Source organism: Pilimelia columellifera subsp. columellifera (assembly GCF_039532605.1).
Lineage (GTDB): Bacteria > Actinomycetota > Actinomycetes > Mycobacteriales > Micromonosporaceae > Pilimelia > Pilimelia columellifera.
In genome coordinates this window covers 75,705-93,818 of the sequence record NZ_BAAARY010000003.1, presented here as the reverse complement: position 1 = coordinate 93,818, position 18,114 = coordinate 75,705, and the positions used below count along the sequence as shown (strand labels likewise).

At 71.7% G+C, this 18,114-nt stretch carries 18 protein-coding genes; 9 read left to right on the top strand and 9 right to left on the bottom strand.

The genetic code is table 11. The features are described 5' to 3' along the window. Window positions 1-136 precede the first annotated feature (136 nt). The gene (locus tag ABD287_RS04800) at window positions 137-1,228 is read left to right on the top strand and encodes a hypothetical protein (protein WP_344168841.1); all 1,092 of its coding nucleotides are present in this window, start codon (window positions 137-139) and stop codon (window positions 1,226-1,228) included. Then, window positions 1,225-2,535 carry an ABC1 kinase family protein gene (locus ABD287_RS04795; RefSeq protein WP_344168838.1) on the top strand — a complete coding sequence of 437 codons (1,311 nt, stop codon included), beginning with the start codon at window positions 1,225-1,227 and terminating at the stop codon, window positions 2,533-2,535. Before ABD287_RS04800 ends, ABD287_RS04795 begins: the two co-directional genes overlap by 4 nt. A 572-nt stretch (window positions 2,536-3,107) precedes the next feature. On the opposite strand, the gene ABD287_RS04790 is transcribed toward ABD287_RS04795, so the two are convergent. The 3 genes from ABD287_RS04790 to ABD287_RS04780 all read right to left on the bottom strand — a co-directional run bounded on the left by ABD287_RS04790 (window position 3,108) and on the right by ABD287_RS04780 (window position 6,233). Beyond that, window positions 3,108-3,461 (bottom strand): WhiB family transcriptional regulator, encoded by a 354-nt coding sequence (locus tag ABD287_RS04790; protein WP_344169320.1) that lies wholly within the window; start codon window positions 3,459-3,461, stop codon window positions 3,108-3,110. Between the two features lie 157 nt (window positions 3,462-3,618). Beyond that, window positions 3,619-3,894, bottom strand: a complete 276-nt coding sequence (locus ABD287_RS04785; protein WP_344168835.1) for a hypothetical protein — start codon at window positions 3,892-3,894, stop codon at window positions 3,619-3,621. Between the two features lie 209 nt (window positions 3,895-4,103). Beyond that, window positions 4,104-6,233, bottom strand: a complete 2,130-nt coding sequence (locus ABD287_RS04780; protein ID WP_344168832.1) for an ATP-dependent DNA helicase UvrD2 — start codon at window positions 6,231-6,233, stop codon at window positions 4,104-4,106. 68 nt (window positions 6,234-6,301) lie between these two features. Between ABD287_RS04780 and ABD287_RS04775 the strand changes: the two genes are divergently transcribed. Then, complete coding sequence (locus ABD287_RS04775) at window positions 6,302-6,553, top strand: mycoredoxin (protein WP_344168829.1); 252 nt, start codon at window positions 6,302-6,304, stop codon at window positions 6,551-6,553. Window positions 6,554-6,555: 2 nt separating this feature from the next. Here the strand turns inward: ABD287_RS04775 and ABD287_RS04770 are convergent, their stop codons facing one another. Together ABD287_RS04770 and ABD287_RS04765 are read right to left on the bottom strand one after the other, a co-directional pair. Then, window positions 6,556-7,827 (bottom strand): MFS transporter, encoded by a 1,272-nt coding sequence (locus ABD287_RS04770; RefSeq protein ID WP_344168826.1) that lies wholly within the window; start codon window positions 7,825-7,827, stop codon window positions 6,556-6,558. A 34-nt stretch (window positions 7,828-7,861) separates the two neighbouring features. Beyond that, window positions 7,862-8,458, bottom strand: coding sequence for a winged helix-turn-helix domain-containing protein (locus ABD287_RS04765; protein WP_344168823.1), 597 nt, complete (start codon window positions 8,456-8,458; stop codon window positions 7,862-7,864). A gap of 99 nt (window positions 8,459-8,557) precedes the next feature. On the opposite strand from ABD287_RS04765, the gene ABD287_RS04760 reads away from it, so the two are divergent. Together ABD287_RS04760 and ABD287_RS04755 are read left to right on the top strand one after the other, a co-directional pair. Then, on the top strand, window positions 8,558-9,544 hold the full coding sequence (locus tag ABD287_RS04760) for a helix-turn-helix domain-containing protein (protein WP_344168820.1): 987 nt from the start codon (window positions 8,558-8,560) through the stop codon (window positions 9,542-9,544). Between the two features lie 55 nt (window positions 9,545-9,599). Further along, window positions 9,600-9,818 carry a DUF397 domain-containing protein gene (locus ABD287_RS04755; protein ID WP_344168817.1) on the top strand — a complete coding sequence of 73 codons (219 nt, stop codon included), beginning with the start codon at window positions 9,600-9,602 and terminating at the stop codon, window positions 9,816-9,818. A 64-nt stretch (window positions 9,819-9,882) separates the two neighbouring features. Here the strand turns inward: ABD287_RS04755 and nudC are convergent, their stop codons facing one another. The 3 genes from nudC to ABD287_RS04740 are packed head-to-tail and all read right to left on the bottom strand — an operon-like array spanning window position 9,883 to window position 13,486. Then, window positions 9,883-10,824 (bottom strand): NAD(+) diphosphatase, encoded by a 942-nt coding sequence (nudC, locus tag ABD287_RS04750; RefSeq protein ID WP_344168814.1) that lies wholly within the window; start codon window positions 10,822-10,824, stop codon window positions 9,883-9,885. Next, window positions 10,821-12,173 carry a M16 family metallopeptidase gene (locus tag ABD287_RS04745; RefSeq protein WP_344168812.1) on the bottom strand — a complete coding sequence of 451 codons (1,353 nt, stop codon included), beginning with the start codon at window positions 12,171-12,173 and terminating at the stop codon, window positions 10,821-10,823. The genes nudC and ABD287_RS04745 overlap by 4 nt, the downstream gene beginning before the upstream one ends. Beyond that, window positions 12,170-13,486 (bottom strand): M16 family metallopeptidase, encoded by a 1,317-nt coding sequence (locus tag ABD287_RS04740; RefSeq protein ID WP_344168810.1) that lies wholly within the window; start codon window positions 13,484-13,486, stop codon window positions 12,170-12,172. Before ABD287_RS04740 ends, ABD287_RS04745 begins: the two co-directional genes overlap by 4 nt. 69 nt (window positions 13,487-13,555) lie before the next feature. Here ABD287_RS04740 and speE point away from each other — a divergent pair, with 69 nt between their 5' ends. Genes speE through ABD287_RS04720 form a run of 4 tightly spaced genes read left to right on the top strand, consistent with a single transcriptional unit; the run spans window position 13,556 to window position 17,009 of the window. Continuing rightward, window positions 13,556-14,428, top strand: a complete 873-nt coding sequence (gene speE / locus ABD287_RS04735) for a polyamine aminopropyltransferase (RefSeq protein WP_344168807.1) — start codon at window positions 13,556-13,558, stop codon at window positions 14,426-14,428. Window positions 14,429-14,454: 26 nt separating this feature from the next. Next, a complete protein-coding gene (locus ABD287_RS04730; protein ID WP_344168804.1) occupies window positions 14,455-14,844 on the top strand; it encodes a hypothetical protein in 390 nt (129 codons plus the stop codon). A 1-nt stretch (window position 14,845) separates the two neighbouring features. After that, the gene (locus ABD287_RS04725; protein WP_344168801.1) at window positions 14,846-16,093 is read left to right on the top strand and encodes a glutathionylspermidine synthase family protein; all 1,248 of its coding nucleotides are present in this window, start codon (window positions 14,846-14,848) and stop codon (window positions 16,091-16,093) included. 40 nt (window positions 16,094-16,133) lie between these two features. Then, window positions 16,134-17,009 (top strand): DUF350 domain-containing protein, encoded by an 876-nt coding sequence (locus tag ABD287_RS04720; RefSeq protein WP_344168798.1) that lies wholly within the window; start codon window positions 16,134-16,136, stop codon window positions 17,007-17,009. A gap of 10 nt (window positions 17,010-17,019) precedes the next feature. Here the strand turns inward: ABD287_RS04720 and ABD287_RS04715 are convergent, their stop codons facing one another. After that, window positions 17,020-18,087 carry a hypothetical protein gene (locus tag ABD287_RS04715; RefSeq protein ID WP_344168795.1) on the bottom strand — a complete coding sequence of 356 codons (1,068 nt, stop codon included), beginning with the start codon at window positions 18,085-18,087 and terminating at the stop codon, window positions 17,020-17,022. Window positions 18,088-18,114 lie beyond the last annotated feature (27 nt).

The window sequence follows — 18,114 nt, the reverse complement described above, 5'->3', positions numbered from 1 at the left end:
TTATGTCAGGTAGCCGACAGTAGTCAGAGCTACCTGTGGATAACCAGCCCGATCCTGTGGATAACCGCCGCCGCAGTCGGCGGACCCTGTGGATAACTCCACCTCGCCGCGATCTCTCAGTGACAATCTGTCACCCATGACGCGTCGCCCAGTCACCCGGCCCACCCTCATTCCTGGCCTCCCCCGCCTGTGGCGGAGCCCCAGCCAGCTGCAACTGGGCATCGACACCGCCCACGCGACAGTCGTCGATCTGCCCCACCCCCAGCTCGGGCGCCTCATCAGCCTGCTCGACGGCCGCCTCAGCGAGGCGGCGATCTGCCGTGAGGGCGCCCGGTGGGGCATCCCGGCCGCCGTCGCGCTCGACCTCATCGACGCGATGGCCCGCACCGGGCTCCTCATGTCCGGCAACGCCCTGCTGCCCGGGCACGTCCCGGAACCGGCACGGCGGAGGCTGACGACCGAGGCCGCGGCGCTGGCCCTGGCCGACGGCCAGCCGAATCCGGCGAACCTCCTGCGTCGACGCGCGGCCGCCAGGATCACCGTGGTCGGCGCCGGCCGCATCGCCGGTCCGTTGCTCGCTGGTCTCGCCGAGGCCGGCATCGGCCACCTCGATCCCGCCCCGGGAAGGATCCAGCCGGACGAGGTCTTCGCCGGCCTGGTCCGCCTGGCCCACGTCGGTCGGCCCCGGCGGGACGTCATGGAGCAGCTCATCAGGAATGTCGCCCCGGAGACCGTCATCCGGCCCGTCCGAGCCGGCGAGGCGCCGCTGGTCATCCATCTCGGGCTGGACAGCCCACCGGAGCTGGTCGCGCTCGGCCACCGCCGCCACCGCCGAGCGCACCTGACAGTGACCGGCCGGGACGCCACGATCGTCGTCGGACCGCTGTTGCCGCCGGCCGGGCGTCCCTGCCTCAACTGCCTGGAACTCCACCGGTATGACCGTGACCCGCACTGGCCGCAGCTCACGGACCAGCTAAGCGGGCACACCGGCGAGGCAGCGAACGCCGCCACGGTGCTGGCCGCCGCCGCCCAGGCCGTCGAAACGGTGACCAGCTTCATCGACCGACGCGCCAACCACGCCTTCGGCGAGAGCATCGAGATCGGACGTGGGCCAGGACATCGACGACGCTGGACGGCGCACCCGCGGTGCGGCTGCGCCGAACGTATCGCTGATCACCGACGCCGGGGCGGTCAGCAACCGCCGACGTCGGTCACAATCAAACAATGAGCGAGATCCCCCGCCGGGCCGTCGTCCGTTCCGCAAAGCTCGCCGCGCTCCCGCTCGGCTTCGCAGGGCGAGCCGCGCTGGGGCTCGGCAAGCGCGTCACCGGCATGGCCTCCGAGGTCGTCTCGGCGGAGATGCAGCAACGCACCGCGGAGCAGCTTTTCAGCGTCCTGGGCCAGCTCAAGGGCGGGGCCATGAAGTTCGGTCAGGGGCTGAGCGTCTTCGAGGCGGCGCTGCCAGAGGAACTCGCGGGGCCCTACCGGCAGGCGCTGACCAAGCTCCAGGAAGCGGCGCCGCCGCTGCCCGCCGCCAGCGTGCACAAGGTGCTCATCGCCGAGTTGGGCCGCGACTGGCGCACGAACTTCCGTGCGTTCTCCGACGCCCCGGCGGCCGCGGCCAGCATCGGACAGGTGCACCGGGCGGTCTGGCACGACGGGACCGACGTCGCCGTCAAGGTCCAGTACCCCGGCGCCGGGGACGCGCTGGTCTCCGACCTCAACCAGCTCGCCCGGCTCAGCAGCCTGTTCCGGGTCATCCAGCCCGGCATCGACGTCAAGCCGTTGGTGTCGGAACTCCGGGCCCGGATCACCGAGGAGTTGGACTACGAGCTGGAGGCGGCCGCCCAGCGTGGCTTCGGCGCCGCCTACGCCGACGACGACGAGATCTACGTGCCACCGGTGTTGGCCAGCGCCCCTCGGGTCCTGGTCACCGGCTGGGTAGATGGAACGCCGCTGTCACAGATCATCGCCGCGGGCGCTCCGCCGGAGCGGGACCACGCCGGTCGGCTACTCGCCACCCTGCACTTCTCGGCCCCGCAGCGGGCCCGTCTGCTACATGCCGACCCGCACCCCGGCAACTACCGGATTCTGGCCGACGGGCGCCTCGGCGTGCTCGACTTCGGCGCCGTCGCCCGACTCCCGGACGGGCTGCCGGCGCCGATCGGCCGGCTGGTGCGCCTCGCGCTCGCCGGCGACGCCGACGGTGTCCGCGACGGCCTCAGCGGCGAGGGCTTCCTCAGCGCCGACGATGTGCCGGCCGACGCCCTCCTGGATTTCCTGCTGCCGATGCTGGAACCGTTCGCCGTCGACGAGTTCCACTTCACCCGGGCCTGGCTCCGCGCCGAGGCGGCGCGGCTGGGCAGCCCCAAGAGCCCGGCGTACCTGCTCAGCCGCAAGCTCAACCTGCCGCCGGCGTACATGCTCATCCACCGGGTGACGCTCGGCTCGATCGGGGTGCTGTGCCAGTTGGAGGCACGGGCCCCGTTCCGGGACGTGCTGCTGCGCTGGCTGCCCGGCTTCGCCGAGGACTGACAGCGGCCGGCCGCTGTGGCGGCTCCAGTACGAACGCCCGTACGCGATGCGTACGGGCGTTGGGGTCAGCGGGGCCGAGCCCCGGATCGGTCAGTGGCTGGGGCCGGCCCACCGGCTCGGGCCGGCCCAGCAGACGACCATTCCTTTCATGAACATGGTTTTTCACCTCTGAGGGGTACAGCGAAACGACCTGTCGTTGGCGTGCTGCGCGTGTGGTGCGAGCGGCCAGGCGGCTGCCTGAGCGGCTCCGGTGAGGCTCAACGGGCGCACGGCGCGCCCTGGGCGTGGCGGTCGGCCACCCCCAGGGGCGCGGATCGTGCTGGCCCAGCCGTGGCGTCGTTGTCAGAGCCCGAGCTGGCGGGCCGCCTCCCGGCGGCGCGCCTGCATGGCGATGGTCAACGCGGACTGCGGCGCCTCAGTTGTCGTCTCCACAACGGACTGAGGCATGAGCCTTCGGGCCCTCGCGAGCGCTTGGTGAATTAAGTGGACGCCAGTCGCGGATGAGAGCTTCATCAGGGTGGTTCCTTTCCATAGCTTCGGACGAATCGGGCTGTTGCTGGAGGCGCCGCGGGTCAGGCTGCGACGGGCTGCCTGGTCGGCAGGCCCTGGGCGGTGAGCCGGGTCTGGACCTCGACGGTGAGGACGGCGTCCCGGGCCAGGTCGGCCTTCCGGGGCCGGCCCCGGGGCCGCTTGCGGGCGATGACCGCGCCGCGCTCGAAGATCTCGCCACCCCAGACGCCCCACGGCTCAGCCCGCTCCACGGCGCCGGCGAGGCACTCGCGCTGCAACGGGCAGTCGCCACACAGGGCCTTGGCGAGCTCAAGTTCGGCTGGGGCATCGGAGAACCACAGGTCCGGGTCGAACTTGCGGCAGGGCAGGTCGGACAAGGTCGGCGCCCGCTCGGGGACTATTGCCAACGTCGACATGCTGTTGATCACCTCTTCTTCGATCGGGTTGCTTGACGGACTGACGAGTGTGTTGATCACGGTCGTTTCGCCTTGGGTAGCGGGGCAAAATGAGAAAGGCCGCGGATCCCGGTTACGGGGTCCGCGGCCTCAAGGTGAGCCGGAGGTCTGAAGTGACTCAGACCGGCCTTCCTCGAGGTGGGACACCGCTGACGAGATCGTTGTCAGCGCGCATGGCGCCGACGAATCCGTTGCCGGAAACCTTGTGGCCCTGGGTCAGAGCCGCCTTCAGACCGGCAGCCGGCGTGGCAGCGGTCGTGAAGACAGTGCTGGGAAGCGTGGTGTACGCCGGCCGCGCTTCGCGGACGTGAACGGCGAGCGCCGGACGCCAGACAGCGATCAGCGCCTCCGCCGGGGACGGAACGCGACGCTCGATCGTCATGTTGATCACCATGGGAAGCACCTCCTGTCTGGTCTCCGGGCGGACCGTCTCCGGTCGCGCCGCCTGCTTTGCGTTACGAATGATTCTGTGGCTATCGCCGCTGTCTGGCAACCGACTGTCGGGTACCTGACAGCTTCGTCACCGCCCTGTGACCTGCGAAAACACCGCGAGCGCACAGGTGCGCCCCCGAAGGTTAGGACGTGACGCCGGGGCTAGGCAAACTAATTTCCGCGGTCTTCTGGGGCGACTTCTCCACCGGAGGTGAGCGCGAGCACCGCGGAGCCGTACATCTGCGCCTTGCGGGGGCCGATGCCCGCGATCGCCAACAGGTCCGACTCGGCAGTCGGTCGCCGCTCGGCCAGCGCCGTCACCGTCGCGTCGGTGAACACCACATACGCCGGCACGCCCTGTGCGGCGGCCGTGTCCGCGCGCCACCGGACGATCCGTTCCAGCAGATCCTCGTCCAAGTCCGAGGGGCAGTCCTGGCAGCGTCCGAGCTTACGGTCGGCCCCGGCCAGCAGCGTGGCCCCGCAGATCCGGCAGGTGGCCACCCGCACCTGGGCCCGCTCCACCCGACCAGCCGCCCTACCGGTCCGGCGCGGTCCGCTGGCGCCGGCGGCGGGGCGGTCCCCGTCGAACTGCGGCAGGAACCGGCAGGGCCGGCGGGACCGGCCGCCGGGGGCGCGGGAGAGCGCGTACGAGAGCCACAGCCAATGCCGGGCGCGGGTGATCCCCACGTACAGCAGACGCCGTTCCTCCTCCACAGACGCCGGGGTCTTGGCGTAGACCGTCGGCAGGGCGCCGTCGGCGAGCCCGACGAGGAAGACGGCGTCCCACTCCAGGCCCTTGGCGGCGTGCAGCGAGGCCAGGGTCACGCCCTCGACCGTCGGGGCGTGCTGAGCGGACGCCCGTCTGGCCAGCTCCTCGCAGAAGGCGACCATTCCGCCGGCCGGCGGCGTGGCGGCCTGTTCCTGGGCGAGGGTGACCAATGCCGCCAGCGCCTCCCACCGTTCCCGGGCCGCGCCGCCGGGCGGTGGGGCGGCCGGCTGCCAACCCGTCGCCGACAGCGCCTCGGCCACCGCGTCGACCAGCGGCCGGTCCGGGTCCGCCGACCGGGCGGCCGACCGGAGCGCGATCATCGCGTGGCGGACCTCAGGACGGTCGAAGAACCGTTCGGCCCCGCGCACCACGTACGGAACTCCGGCGTCGGCGAGCGCCTCCTCGTACGCCGGCGACTGGGCGTTGGCCCGGAACAGCACCGCGATCTCGCTGGCCGTCGTGCCGCCGGCGATCAGCTCAGCGCAGCGCCGCGCGACGGCGACGGCCTCGGCCGGCTCGTCCGGGAAGATGCGCCACTGCGGGTCCGGGCCGGGCGGGCGCTGGCCCTCAAGCGCCAGCCGCAGCCGCGCCTCGCTGCCGCGGGCCTGTTCGATGACGGCGTTCGCCAGGCCGACGACCTGCGGGGTGGAGCGGTAGTCGCGCACCAGACGGACCACTGTCGCGCCCGGGTGGGCACGCCGAAAGTCGGTCAGGTACGTCGACGTCGCGCCGGTGAACGAGTAGATCGTCTGGCTGGCGTCGCCGACGACGGTGAGGTCATCGCCCCCGCCGAGCCACGCCTGGAGCAGTCGTTGCTGGAGCGGGTTGACGTCCTGGTACTCGTCCACGACGAAGTGCCGGTACTGGGCGCGCACCTGGGCGGCGACGTCCGGGTGCTCCTCGATCCCCCAGACCGCGGCGCGCAACACGTCCTCGAAGTCGATGACGCCCTGGGCGCGTTTGAGCCGCTCGTAGGCGGCGAAGACCTCAGCGACACGAGCGGCGTCCAGGGGGGTCTCCCGGGCGTGCCGCGCCGCGGCGACCGGATACTCGGCGGGCTCCACCAGCGAAGACTTCGCCCACTCGATCTCGCTGGCCAGGTCCCGGGCGATGGTGCGGTCGGCGCGCGTCCCGCACTTCGCGGCAGCCAGACCGACCAGTTTGATCTTGCTATCGATCAGTTCGGGGACCGCCCGGCCCGACAGCAGCCGGGGAGCGAAGTAGCGCACCTGGCGCAGCGCCGCCGCGTGGAACGTCCGAGCCTGCACCCCGCCGACGCCCAACTCGTCGAGGCGGGAGCGCATCTCTGCGGCTGCCCGGGCGGTGAAGGTGACGGCGAGGACGTGTCGTGCCGCGATCTGGCCGCTGAGCACGCGGTAGGCGATCCGCGACGTGATCGCCCTGGTCTTTCCGGTGCCGGCGCCCGCCAGGACGCAGACCGGGCCGGCCGGGGCGGTCACCGCCGCCCGCTGCTGGGGGTCGAGGCCGGCGAGCACCCGGGGCACGGCGCTCCCGGCTGCGTTGTCAGTCACAGCTGGAATCATCGCAGCCGCCCGCGACGTTGCCGCTGGGGCAGCCCCCGAGACCTAAGGACGACCTCATGCTGACGATGTACTCCACCCCCTGGTGCGGCTACTGTCACCGGCTCAAGTCGCAGCTCGACCGGGCCGGCATCGCGCACGAGGTCATCGACATCGAGCAGGACCCGGAGGCCGCGCGGTACGTGATGAGCGTCAACGGCGGCAACCAGACGGTGCCCACGGTACGCATCCTGCCCGTTGTCGGCGGCGACGAGATCGTCCTGACCAACCCGTCGATCATCGAGGTCAGGGCGGCGCTGGCCGGGACGTGAGCTCAGAACGTCTTGGCCACCACCTGGCGACGGCGTTGCTTCGGCAGTTCAGGTAGGTCCGGCAGATCGGGCAGATCGGGTAGCGCCGCCGGGGGCGGCGCGCTGAAGCCGCGGCCCCGCCACAGGTAGCAGCCGGCGGCGAACACCACGACGGCGACGGTGGCGAACAGCAGCCGGTAGTCGACGAACGACACCAGCAACGCGCCCAGCCCGATGGACAACGCGTTCGGGGCGCTGAGCAGCGCGTCGCACGCCGCCGACACCCGGCCCAGCATCGGCGCCGGGGTGCGGCGTTGGACCAGCGTGGTGACCCCCACCAGCATGAGCGGGATGCCCGCGCCGCAGACGATCACCGCGACCAGTCCCACGCTCAGCGAGGGCGCGGCCATCGCCAAAATCGCCGGGGCGAACAGCAGCAGGCCGACGGCGGCGGCGCCGATCTCACCGAGCCGGGACACCAGCTGCGGCGAGGCCAGGCCGCCGAGCAGCCCCCCGATGCCCTGGACCGACAGCAGCACGCCGACGAACGCCGGCCCGCGTCCGAGGCCCTGGTCGACGTAGGCGAACGTCAGCGACTCGCACAGCCCGAGGATGAGCATCGCCGACCCGACGCCGAGCACCACCCGACGCAGCGCCGGCTCGCCGATAAGATGCCGCACCCCCACCTTGGCCTCCTGCCACATCGGAGCAGCGCGTGCCGCCGGGGGCGGCGGCGGCGCCGGCATCGCCGTCACCGCGGCGGCGGCGAGTAGAAATCCCGATGACGCGACCAGCGCCAGCGCCCAGCCGCCGATCGCGGTGAACAGCAGCGCGCCGGCCAGCGGGCCGCCGAGCCGGACCCCCTGCCGGACGGTCTGGAGCACCCCGTTGGCGTCGGCCAGCAGCGCCGCCGGGACTATCTCCTGGAGCAGCGCGGTGAGGGTGGCGTTGACGGCGATCGCCGACAGTCCGTAGAGGACGGCGACGGTGTAGATGAGCGGCAGGTCGTCGCGGTGGTCGACGAACAGCAACGGGATGAGGGTGGCCGCGGCGGCGATGTTGACGGCCGCGAAGAACGGGCGGCGTGGGAAGCGGTCCACCACCCAGCCGATAAGCGGGGCGGCGATGGTGGGGGCGACGATGGCGAAGATCGCCGCGCCGGCCAGGCCGTCCGACCCGGTCAGGTCCTTGACCCAGATGGCCAGCGCGATGAGCAGAATGGATTCGCCGACGATGCTGGCGAAGAGACCGGCGAAGAGCAGGCGGAAGTCGGGGCGGCGTAGCACGGCACGCATGAGGGGGACTCCGGTCAACAGGGGTGGGTGGTGGTCAGGAGTCGGTCGGCGGGACCGGCACACCCCAGGCGACGAAACGGACCGGACGGGCGCCTGGGGGACGGCTGGCCGAGTCGGCGACCCGGTCCGCGTAGCGCATGAGCAACGGGTAGAGCTCCTCGGCCAGCTCGGCCAGCTCCGGGGCGGTGAGCCAGCCGATGGTCTGGTCGACGAATCCGGCGTCGCGCCACTCGGCCGGTTCGTCGCGGCGGGTCTGCTGCCACCGCCGTAGTTGGTCGAACTCCCGGGTGAACAACACCTCGGTGGCGGCGTCACCCGCCCGGGAGAGCGCGACGGACTCGTCCGGTCCGCCCCAGGCCCGCCCGCGGAACACCGCCCGCCAGGGCCGACGCCGGCCGACGCCGCCGTCGGCTTCCTCCACATAGCCGTACCGGGCGAGCTGACGCAGGTGCCAGGAGCAGTTCGCCGGGCTCTGGCCCACCCGGTCGGACAGCTCGGTGGCGGTGGCCGGACCGCTGAGGAACAGCTCGTCGAGCAGACGCAGCCTGATCGGGTGGGCGATCGCCCGTAACTCCTGGGGGTCCCGCACCTCGCGGACTTCTAAATCGTTCACTCTCTGGACGCCGGTCACGCCATCAGCGTAGTCTCGAAAGGGTTCTTTCAAAAGAGTTCTTTCCAGAAAAGAAGCCCGGTCGCGACGACCACGCACCGTCGAGAGGAGGTCACCTTAGTGTCCCGAGTAGCAAGCCCTGTCATCAGGCGACGGCGCCTCGGCGTCGAGCTCCGGCGCCTCCGCGAAAGCTCCGGCCTCACCGGCGACCAGGTCGTGGAGATGATCGGGTGGGCGTCCTCGTCCAAAGTGTCCCGGATCGAGAACGGCCGGAGCCGGGCCGACCTCGGCGACGTCCTGGACCTGCTCGATCTCTACGGCGCCACCGACGAACAGCGCGAACAGCTCGTCGCCATCGCCCGCGACGCCGGCAACAGCCGCGGGTGGCTCCGGGCCTACCCGGCGATGACGCCCCAGCAACGCACCTACGCCGAGCTTGAGGTCGGCTGCTCGATGATCCGCGAGTACGCCCAGCAGATCCTGCCCGGCCTCCTCCAGACGCCCGGGTACGCCCGCTGTCGGATCCTCGGCAGCGGCGACTCCCGCACCGACGACCTCGACAGCGAAGTCGCCGCCCGCACCGCCCGCACCCACCTGCTGCGACCGGAGAACGACCCGCCGCGGTACGAGGCCATCCTCGAAGAAACCGCCTTCACCGGGCGGGTGGCGCCGCCCGACGTCATCGCCAGCCAACTCCAGCACCTGCACCAACTGACCGAGATGCCGCATGTCACGCTCCGGGTGCTCCCGCCCGACGCGGTCATCGGCGAGTGGTACATCCCCGCCACGTCGTTCTCGGTCTACCAGTTCACCGATCCGGACGACCCCGGAACGGTGGCCGTCGAAGCGCTCGCCCGGGACCACGTGCTCAGCGACGGCAGCAGCCTGGAGGAGTACCTGCGCGCCTTCAGCTGGCTCCGCGAGGCCGCCCGCGGACCCGAGGAGACGCGTGACTGGCTCGCCGACGCCGCCGCGGCGATCCGCAGCCGACAACCCGCACCAACCACCGACTCGTCGTCCCGTCGGGACGACGACCACGCCGGCCCGCCGGCGATCCCCCCGGCGCAACGCGGGCCGGTAACGGCCCACGCGGCGCCTTGCGGGTGACGGTCTCACCGCCGTGACCAGCAACACCCTCCCCATCACCACACAGGAGTTACGCATGACCACGCCCGACTTCACCGCCGCGCTGCCCACCGCCGCCTGGCGCACCAGCAGCTACAGCGCCGCCACGAACTGCGTCGAGGTGGCGACCTTCGCCGATTCCGGCGCGGCGGTCCGTGACAGTAAGAACCGTGCCGGCGACGTGCTCCAGTTCAATGCCGACGCCTGGCAGGGTTTCCTCGCCGGAGTCAAGGCCGGCGAGTTCGACCGCGCCTGACCCGTCCTAGCAGAAGGCGTTGTGGGGGTGGCCCCGTCGGGCCGCCCCCACAACGCGTCCCGGATCAGCCCGACGCCAGCCAGGCGTCGATCAACCAGGTTGAGATCGAGGCGTTGTCGGTGACCGCGATCGGCAGGCCGTCGTCGGTGAGCAGCGCGCCGCCGGCGCGCAAACCCGCCACCTCCGCCCGGGTGAACCACCGGGCCCGGGCGATCTCGGCCGGCTCCAACGTCAACAGGACCCCAGGATCCGCCCGGGCGGTGAAGCCCAACATCAACGAAGCCGGGAACGGCCACGGCTGACTGGCCACGTACGCGATCTCGTCCACCGCCGCGCCGACCTCCTCGGCCACCTCACGGGCCACCGCGGACTCGGCCGACTCCCCCGGTTCGACGAACCCCGCCAGACAGGAGAACCGCTGCACCGGGGCCTCGTGCCAGCTCGTGCCCACCGCGAGCAGGCAGCGCCCCAACGGGCCGGCGGCCCCGTCGTGGACCAGGACGATGACGGCCGGGTCGGTACGCGGCCACTCCTGACCGCCCACGCCGCCCCGCCGTGCCCAGCCGCCCTCGGCCGGCTCGGTGGGCTCTCCCACGGACGCGGAAAACCGGTGCCGGGCATGCCAGAACGCCAGCGCCGCAGCCGTGGCCATCAGGTCAGCGTCACGCGCCGGCAGCCGGTCGGCGACCTCGCGCAGCGTCGCCGACCGGGCGCCGGCCAGCTCAGCCCCGTCCGCGCCGTGCTTGGGCAACACGGCGTCGACGCCGAAGTATGGGTTGCCGTCGGCGTCCACGCCGAGGAAGAAGCGCTCCGCTCCGGCGTCGACCTGATCCGGCGGGAACAGGACCAACTCGTCGCGTGAGGTGACCAGGGAGGCCCCGCCGGCGCCGGTGTCGACGATCACCACCTGGCTGCGCTGCCAGGCGGCGGCCAGCCACTGGGGATCCTGGCGGCGGTGCGCGGCCCGGTCGATCGCCGCGCGACTCAGCGCCGGCTCAGTGATCACGGCTGGTCCCGCTCCACCGGCACGAGGGCCGCCAGCGGTCCGGCGACCGCCGCCGCGTCCCCCAACAGCACCGGCAGCGCCCGCAACGGCGACAGATACCTGGCCGCCGCCTCGGCGACCTGGTCCGGGGTGACCGCCGCCACCGCTTCGGCGTACCCGGCCAGATCCGGCAGCCGCAGCCCGAAGCTGGCGTAGGCGCTCACCAGGCTGGCCAGCCCGGCCTGGGTGGCGATGCCGATCCGCAGCGAGCCCAGGGCGTACTGGCGGGCCTGTTCAAGCTCGGCGCCGGCCGGCGGAACCGCCGACAACCGTCCCAGCTCGTAGAAGGTCTCCAGCAGCGCCGGCGCCGTCACGTCGGTGGCGACCTCCGCAGCGACCACCAATGTCGAGCCGGCGGCGTTGTGCTCGATGTAGGAGTTCGGGCCGTACGTGTAGCCCTTGTCCTCGCGGATGTTCTCCACCCACCGGGAGGAGAAGTAGCCGCCGAAGACCAGATTCGCCAGCTGCAGAGCTGGATAGTCCGGGTGCGAACGGCCCACCGCGGGCAGCGCCAACCGCATCGACGACTGCACCGCACCGGGCCGGTCCACCAACAACAGCGGCTGCGGGGCCACCGCCGGGACCCCCGGCGTGGACCGGACCGACGCCTCGTTGACCCAGCCGCCCAGCGCCGCCTCGACCTGGTCCAGCGCCTTCTCCGGACGCACATCGCCGACGACCGTCAAGATTGCGCCGGCCGGAGCGACCCGGTCGGCGTGCAGCTTCCGCAGGTGACCGGCGCCCACCGCGCGCACCTGGTCGACTCCCGGCGTCTGCTCGGCGTACGGGTGGCTGCCGTACCGCCGACGCAGCAGCGCGACCCGCGCCAGGTGCGACGGCTGACTCAACGCCACCTCGATGTGATCGGCCAGGCGCTCGCGCTCGGCCGCGACCTCGTCGGCCGGGTACGTCGCGTCGCTGAGGATCTCGGCCAGGATGTCCAGCACCGTCGGCAGCCCGGACGCCAGGCAGTTGCCGGAGACCGAGAGCCAGTCCGGGTCGGTGTCCGATCCCAGGCCGCCGCCCACCGTCTGCAGGTCCGCGGCGATGTCCATGGCGGAGCGGCCGGACGTGCCGCTGAACAGCGCCTGGGCCAACGTCAACGACCGGGCCAGCGGGGCCCGGGCGAAGGGCATCCGCAGCCGCAGCTCGACCAGCGGCACCGCCGGCCGGCGCACCGCGATGACGGTGAGGCCATTGGGGAGCGTGCGCTCGGCCCACGGCGGCAGCTTCAACCGGCGGGCCGGACCGAGGGCCGGCAGCTCCAACGCGCGGGCCGGCCCGGGGGCCGGCAGCGTCGCGGCGCTCATCGGGCGCCTCCCGCGACGACCTCGACGATGGCCCGACGACCCGGACGCAACGTCGCGGCGGCGCCGCGCACCTGGTCGGCCGTCACCGAGCCGAGCAGCCTCGGCAGCTCGTTGAGCAGTCCCGGAGCGCCGCGTTGCAGCTCCCAGACCGCCATTCGCAGGGACCGTTGCAGCACCGAGTCACACTCCCGTAGCAGGTGGGCGGCGAGCCTGGCCTGGACCCGGGCCAGCTCACCGTCGGCCAGTCCGTCGGTGGCCAGCCGGTCCAGCTCCTCGTCGACGGTCGTGAGGACGCCGTCGACCTTGCCGCCCGGTGGCAGGTGGGCCTGCAACAACATCGCCGTGGGCTCCCGGACGTCGAAGGCGTCGCCCATGAAACCGAGGTAGCCGCTGATGCCTGTCGCGGTCCGGTCGGTGTGGACCAGGCGCCGCACCAGGCGGGAGGCGTCCCCGTCGGTGAGCACCTCGGCGAGCACCACGAACGGCAGGTACCCGGTGAGGTCCCGGACCGGGTCCGGGACCTGCCAGCCGGCCGCTACCGCCGGCAACGGCGCCAACGGGTCGGTGTAGGACGCGCGGCGCTCGTCGGACAGGTCCGGCTCGGCGAAGTCGGGCCTGGTCGGAGCGGGGCGGGGCGGCACGTCGCCGAAGTGGCGCTCGATGAGCCGGGTGGCCTCGGCCACGTCGAGATCGCCGCAGACGCTGAGGACCGCGTTGCCGCAGGCGTAGTACCGGTCGAAGAAGTCAGCCGCGTCGGTGACCGTGGCGGCTTCGAGGTCGTCGAAGGAGCCGTAGCCGTCGTGGGCGTTCGGGAACGTGTCGAACATGACCGGTGGCAGCTTCAACCAGGGGAAACCGCCGTACGGCTGGTTCAGCACGTTGACCCGGATCTCCTCCTTGACCACGTCGACCTGGTTGCGCAGGTTCTCCTCGGTGAGGGCCGGGCCGCGCATCCGGTCGGCCTCCAGGAACAGGGCGCGTTCGACGGCGTTGGCGGGCAGGATCTCGAAGTAGTCGGTGTAGTCCAGATGGGTCGAGCCGTTGAAACTGCCGCCGGCGCCTTGCACATGCCGGAAATGGGCGAGTTTCTCCAAGTTCGCCGAGCCCTGGAACATGAGATGTTCGAACAAGTGGGCGAAACCGGTCCGGCCCTGCGGCTCGGAGCGGATGCCGACATCGTAGACGACAGCCACGCCCACCACGGGCGCGCTGCGGTCCGGGGACAGGACGACCCGCAGGCCGTTGTCCAGGGTGAACCGCTCGACCGGGTAGGCGGTAGCGGGAATGACAGGCTTTCTTGTACGGGCGGGCACGGCTCGACCCTAGCGTGAGCGCGCTGACTGGGACACTGACGCCGCGCAACGCGACAGGGAGGCCCGGCGATGACGACGACATGGTGGCTGACCGAGGCTGACCTGCCTCTCGGCCGATCCGGGGTGCGGCTGTCGGTGGAGGTCGTCGAGACGCTCCACGACGAACGGAGCCGGTTCGGCCACATTCAGGTGCTCGACACCGTCTTCCACGGCCGGATGCTCGTCATCGACGGCATCATCCAGACCACCGAGCGGGACGAGTTCGTCTACCACGAGACGCTGGTGCTGCCGGCCGCGCTCCGACACGGGGCGCCCACCAGCGCCCTCATCATCGGCGGCGGCGACGGCGGGGCGCTGCGGCAGGCGCTGCGGCTGCGCAGCCTGACCCGGGCCGTCCAGGTGGAGATCGACGACACGGTGACCCGGGTGTGCCGGCAGCACCTGCCCTCGGTGTCAGGCGGGGCGTTCGACGACCCCCGCGCCGAGCTGGTCTTCGCCGACGGGGCGCGGCTGCTCGCCGAGACGTCCGAGCGGTTCGATCTCATCGTGCTGGACCTCACCGACCCGACCCCGGGCGGCCCGGCCGAGCCGCTGTTCGCGGCCGACTTCCTACGGGTGGCCCGGGCGGCGCTGAACCCGGGCGGGGTGCTGGCGATGCAGTGCGGGTCGGTCACCGTCCAGCCCGCGGAGGTCGCCGGCCAGCTACGGCGCGGCCGTGCGGTGTTCACCCACGTTGACCTGCACACGGCCGTCGTCCCGGGATATCAACTGAGCACGTTCGGTTTTCTCGTTGCCGGCGACCGGCCCCGCCCCGCGGCCGACAGCGCGACCTTCGCCAGACGCTGGGGAAACGTCGCCGGAGCATGCGAGTATGTCTCGCCGGAGATGTATGCCGCCTCCCTGGCGGCGCCGCCGTACCTTCGCAGGGTGCTGGGGATCTGACGAACGCATCTGACAGGGGGCCACGAGTGAGCCAACGGACAACCCGGCGCGGCCCGGTTCGGGTGACGCTGGTCGGCGCGGCGGCGGCGGCCTTCATGGTCAGCGGCTCGGCCTGCTCGATCGGCGGCGAGGACGAGTCGATCTACTGCGTCGACGGCAACCTGCAGGTCGTCTCCGACGACTGGTGCGACGACGACGGCGACGGCGGCTCCGGCAACGGCTTCTTCCTGTGGAAGAACAAGGGCAAGCACAAGTACAAGCCCGGGTCTAAGGTCGCCGGCGGCCAGCTCATCCGCACCGACGACCGCAACGGACGGATCGCCGCCGGGCTGGCGGCCAGCGGCCGGGTCAAGTCCGGCACGGTCACCCGGGGCGGCTTCGGCGGCAAGTCCGGCTCGGGCAGCTCCGGGAGCTGAGGTGCGTCGTATTCCGCACGGCACGGTCCGCCCGGGCTGGGAGAGCCTGGTCCGCGCCGACGGCCTGGTCTTCCTCGACACGACGCTGCCCGACGGCGCCATCACCAAGTACTGGCGCGAGGGTCCCTACTACGAGCTGACCGGCGACGAGGTCGCCGAGCTGGAACGGCACACCGCGACCCTGTTCGCGATGTGCGTGGCCGCCGGCGACCACATGGTGGCGAATCCGCGGATCATGCGTCGGATGGGCATCCCGGAGGAGGCGTTCGCCGAGATCGCCCGCACCTGGGAGGCCGAGCCGCCGAGCGTCTACGCCCGCTTCGACCTGCGGTACGCCGGCCCCGGGCCGCAGGCCACCGCCGACCCGGGCCTGGCCGCGCCGAAGCTGTTGGAGTTCAACGCCGACACCCCGACGTCGCTGCTGGAGTCGGCGGTCGTCCAGTGGCGGTGGTTCGAGCAGACCAGGCAGGGCCGGGACCAGTGGAACTCGCTGCACGAACGGCTCGTCGCCGCCTGGCGCCGTCAGCTCGACGAGCACGCCCGGCGGTTGGGGCGCCCGATCGAGCGGGTGCACTTCGTGTTCACCGCCGAGGAGTCCTCCGGCGAGGACCAGATGAACACCACGTACCTGGCCGACACCGCGCTCCAGGCCGGCTACGAGGTGGATGTGCTCGTCGCCGAGGACCTTGGCCTGGGCGACGACGGCGACTTCTACGACCTGCAACGCCGCCGGGTGGACGTGCTGTTCAAGCTGTACCCGTGGGAGTGGATGGTCGACGACGACTTCGGCCCGGCGGCCCTGAGCGCCTCGGCACGGCCAGGTGGTCTGGCGATCGTCGAGCCGGTCTACAAGATGCTGTGGAGCAACAAGGGTCTGCTGCCGGTGCTGTGGGAGCTGTTCGGCGACGACCCGGAGCGCGGCAGGTTGTTGCTGCCGGCGTACTTCGCCGACGACGACCATCAGCTCGACAGCTACGTGATCAAGCCGCTACTCGGTCGCGAAGGGGCTAATGTCCGTATCGTTGATCACGGTCGGACGGTCGCGGACGTCGCCGGCCCGTACGGCGCCGAAGGGCACGTGGTCCAACAGTTCGCCCCGCTGCCGCAGTACCTGGGTGCCGACGGCGCGCAACACCCGGTCCTGGGCGCCTGGATCGTCGACGGGGAGCCCGCCGGGTTGGCCATCCGTGAGAGCGACGGCCTCGTCACCGACAACGCCAGCTACTTCGTCCCGCACGCGATCGTCTGACCACACCGGCACACCCGTGCCGCCCGTCTAAGGAGCCCCGGTGGAGTTCACCGCAGCCACTCTCGCCAGCTTCGGCATCGGTCTACTCAAGGTCCTCGTCTTCCTGGGCTTCCTGGTCGCGTTGTGGAAGATTCTCAACCTCGTCACCCGGTCATTCGACGACCACGCCGAGATCTTCGAGCGCGGCAACTGGGGCTACCTCATCCAGCGCCTCGGCATCACCGCCGCGCAGGCCGCCGGCATGGTGCCGCTGCTGGGCGTCGTGGACCGGCATCACTGGAGCGACCTGGGCTGGCTGGCCGTCGGCGGCAGCTGGGTGGCGCTGCTGTTGCTGGTCGCCCACCCGGTCATCGACCGGACAGTGGCGCTCGCCGCCCGCAAGGTCGAGGCGGCCCGGGAGGACGACATCGCTCTGTCGATGGTCAAGGCCACCTTCTACCTGGCGTTCGGCTTCGTGGTCAACGGCTCGATGACCGGCTCCGCCCCGAACTGGGGCACCGCGGCCGCGTCGGTGGTGGTGTTCACGATCTTGGGGGCGGTGCTGCTGGTCGGCGGCTACCTGCTGCTCGACGCGGTCAGCCGGATCTCGCTGCGCAAAGGGGTGGCGCAGGGCCGGCTGGCGCCGAGCTTCGAGGCGGCCGGCGTGCTCATCGCCCTCGGCCTGATCATCCGCAACGCCATCGCCGGGGACTTCACCAGCTGGGGCGCGGCGCTCAGCGGCTTCGCGTTCACGGCGGTCGCCGCGCTCGTCGTCGTCTGGGCGACGCGGTGGGTGTTCGACGCGGTGATGCTCACCGGCAGCACGATCCGCGAGGTGCACGAGTCGAACCATGTCATCGCCGCGGCGATGCTCGCGGCGTTCCTGCCGCTGGTCGCGCTGCCGGTGACGGCGGTGGTCGGGGCGTCCCTGGGCTGACCACCGGCGCTCAGGCCACCAGGTCGATCTGGCTGATGGTGGCGGCCGACCCGTCCTCGCCGAGCCACACGCCGGTCGAGCGCACGATGCCGGCCGTCCGCCCGCCGGCCTCAAGGTGGAACGGCGTCGCCACGCTGGTGAGCCCGATCGCCCCCACGCCCCGCTCGGCGAGCGTGACGAGCCCACCGTCGGCGTCGTCCCAGATCCGCAACTGTGTGAAGACCGGGTCGGCCTCGTCGATCCAGCCGTTGCCGTCCAGATCGTGCTCGGCCAGCTCGGCGAAGCCGGCGCCGGTGGTGGGTCCGAACAGCTCCCGGCCGTCGTCGGCGCGGCCGTTGCCGTTGGCGTCGAGCACCAGGAACCCGTTGCCGCCCGCGACGAAGGAGACCTTCTCGGCGACGCCGTCCGCGTCCAGATCAAAATCGATCCTGGACGCGGTGAGCCCGATCGGCCCGTCGCCGAAGTTGAGCGCCAACGGGTCGATCAGGGCGTCGCCGGCTTTGATCCGCACGTCCGTCGTCGCGACGGTCTGCCGCTCCATGGTCACCTTGGCGACGAACCTGATCTGCCGGCCGTCGGTTGTCGTCACACACCCGGCGGCCGCGAAACCGGCGCGCTCGTGGTCCCGGAACTGCTCGGTGAGCTGGTAGTCCACGCCCCAGCCCTGCGGCCGCGGGCCTTCGGTCGGCCGCCCGCCTTCTGGGGGCCGTTCATTCTTGTGTGCCCGTCCGCCCGCGCTGGGCGGCTGGGCCACTGTCACGCCGCCGACGCCGCGGGTCAGGTCCGCCGGATCAAGCACCCGGACCTTCTGCCCGGTGAGCTGCTCCACCAGCGCGACCAGGGACGCCAGCTTGGGGTCGGCGATGTCGACGCCCTCGTCGTCGCAGTCGCACGGCGCCGACGGGCCGGACGACGGCGCGGCCGGGCGGGGTAAGGTCGGCACGGCTGGAAGCGCTGGTCGGGCACGCGGCGGGGCTGGGCCGTCGACGGTGGGCGCCCCCGGGGCGCCCCGGTTGTCCCACATCCGTAGCCGCTCGGTACGGGTGTGCTCGGTTCTCCGTTCATACGAGCTGGTCATAGCCACAGTCGATCGTCCGATGATCAT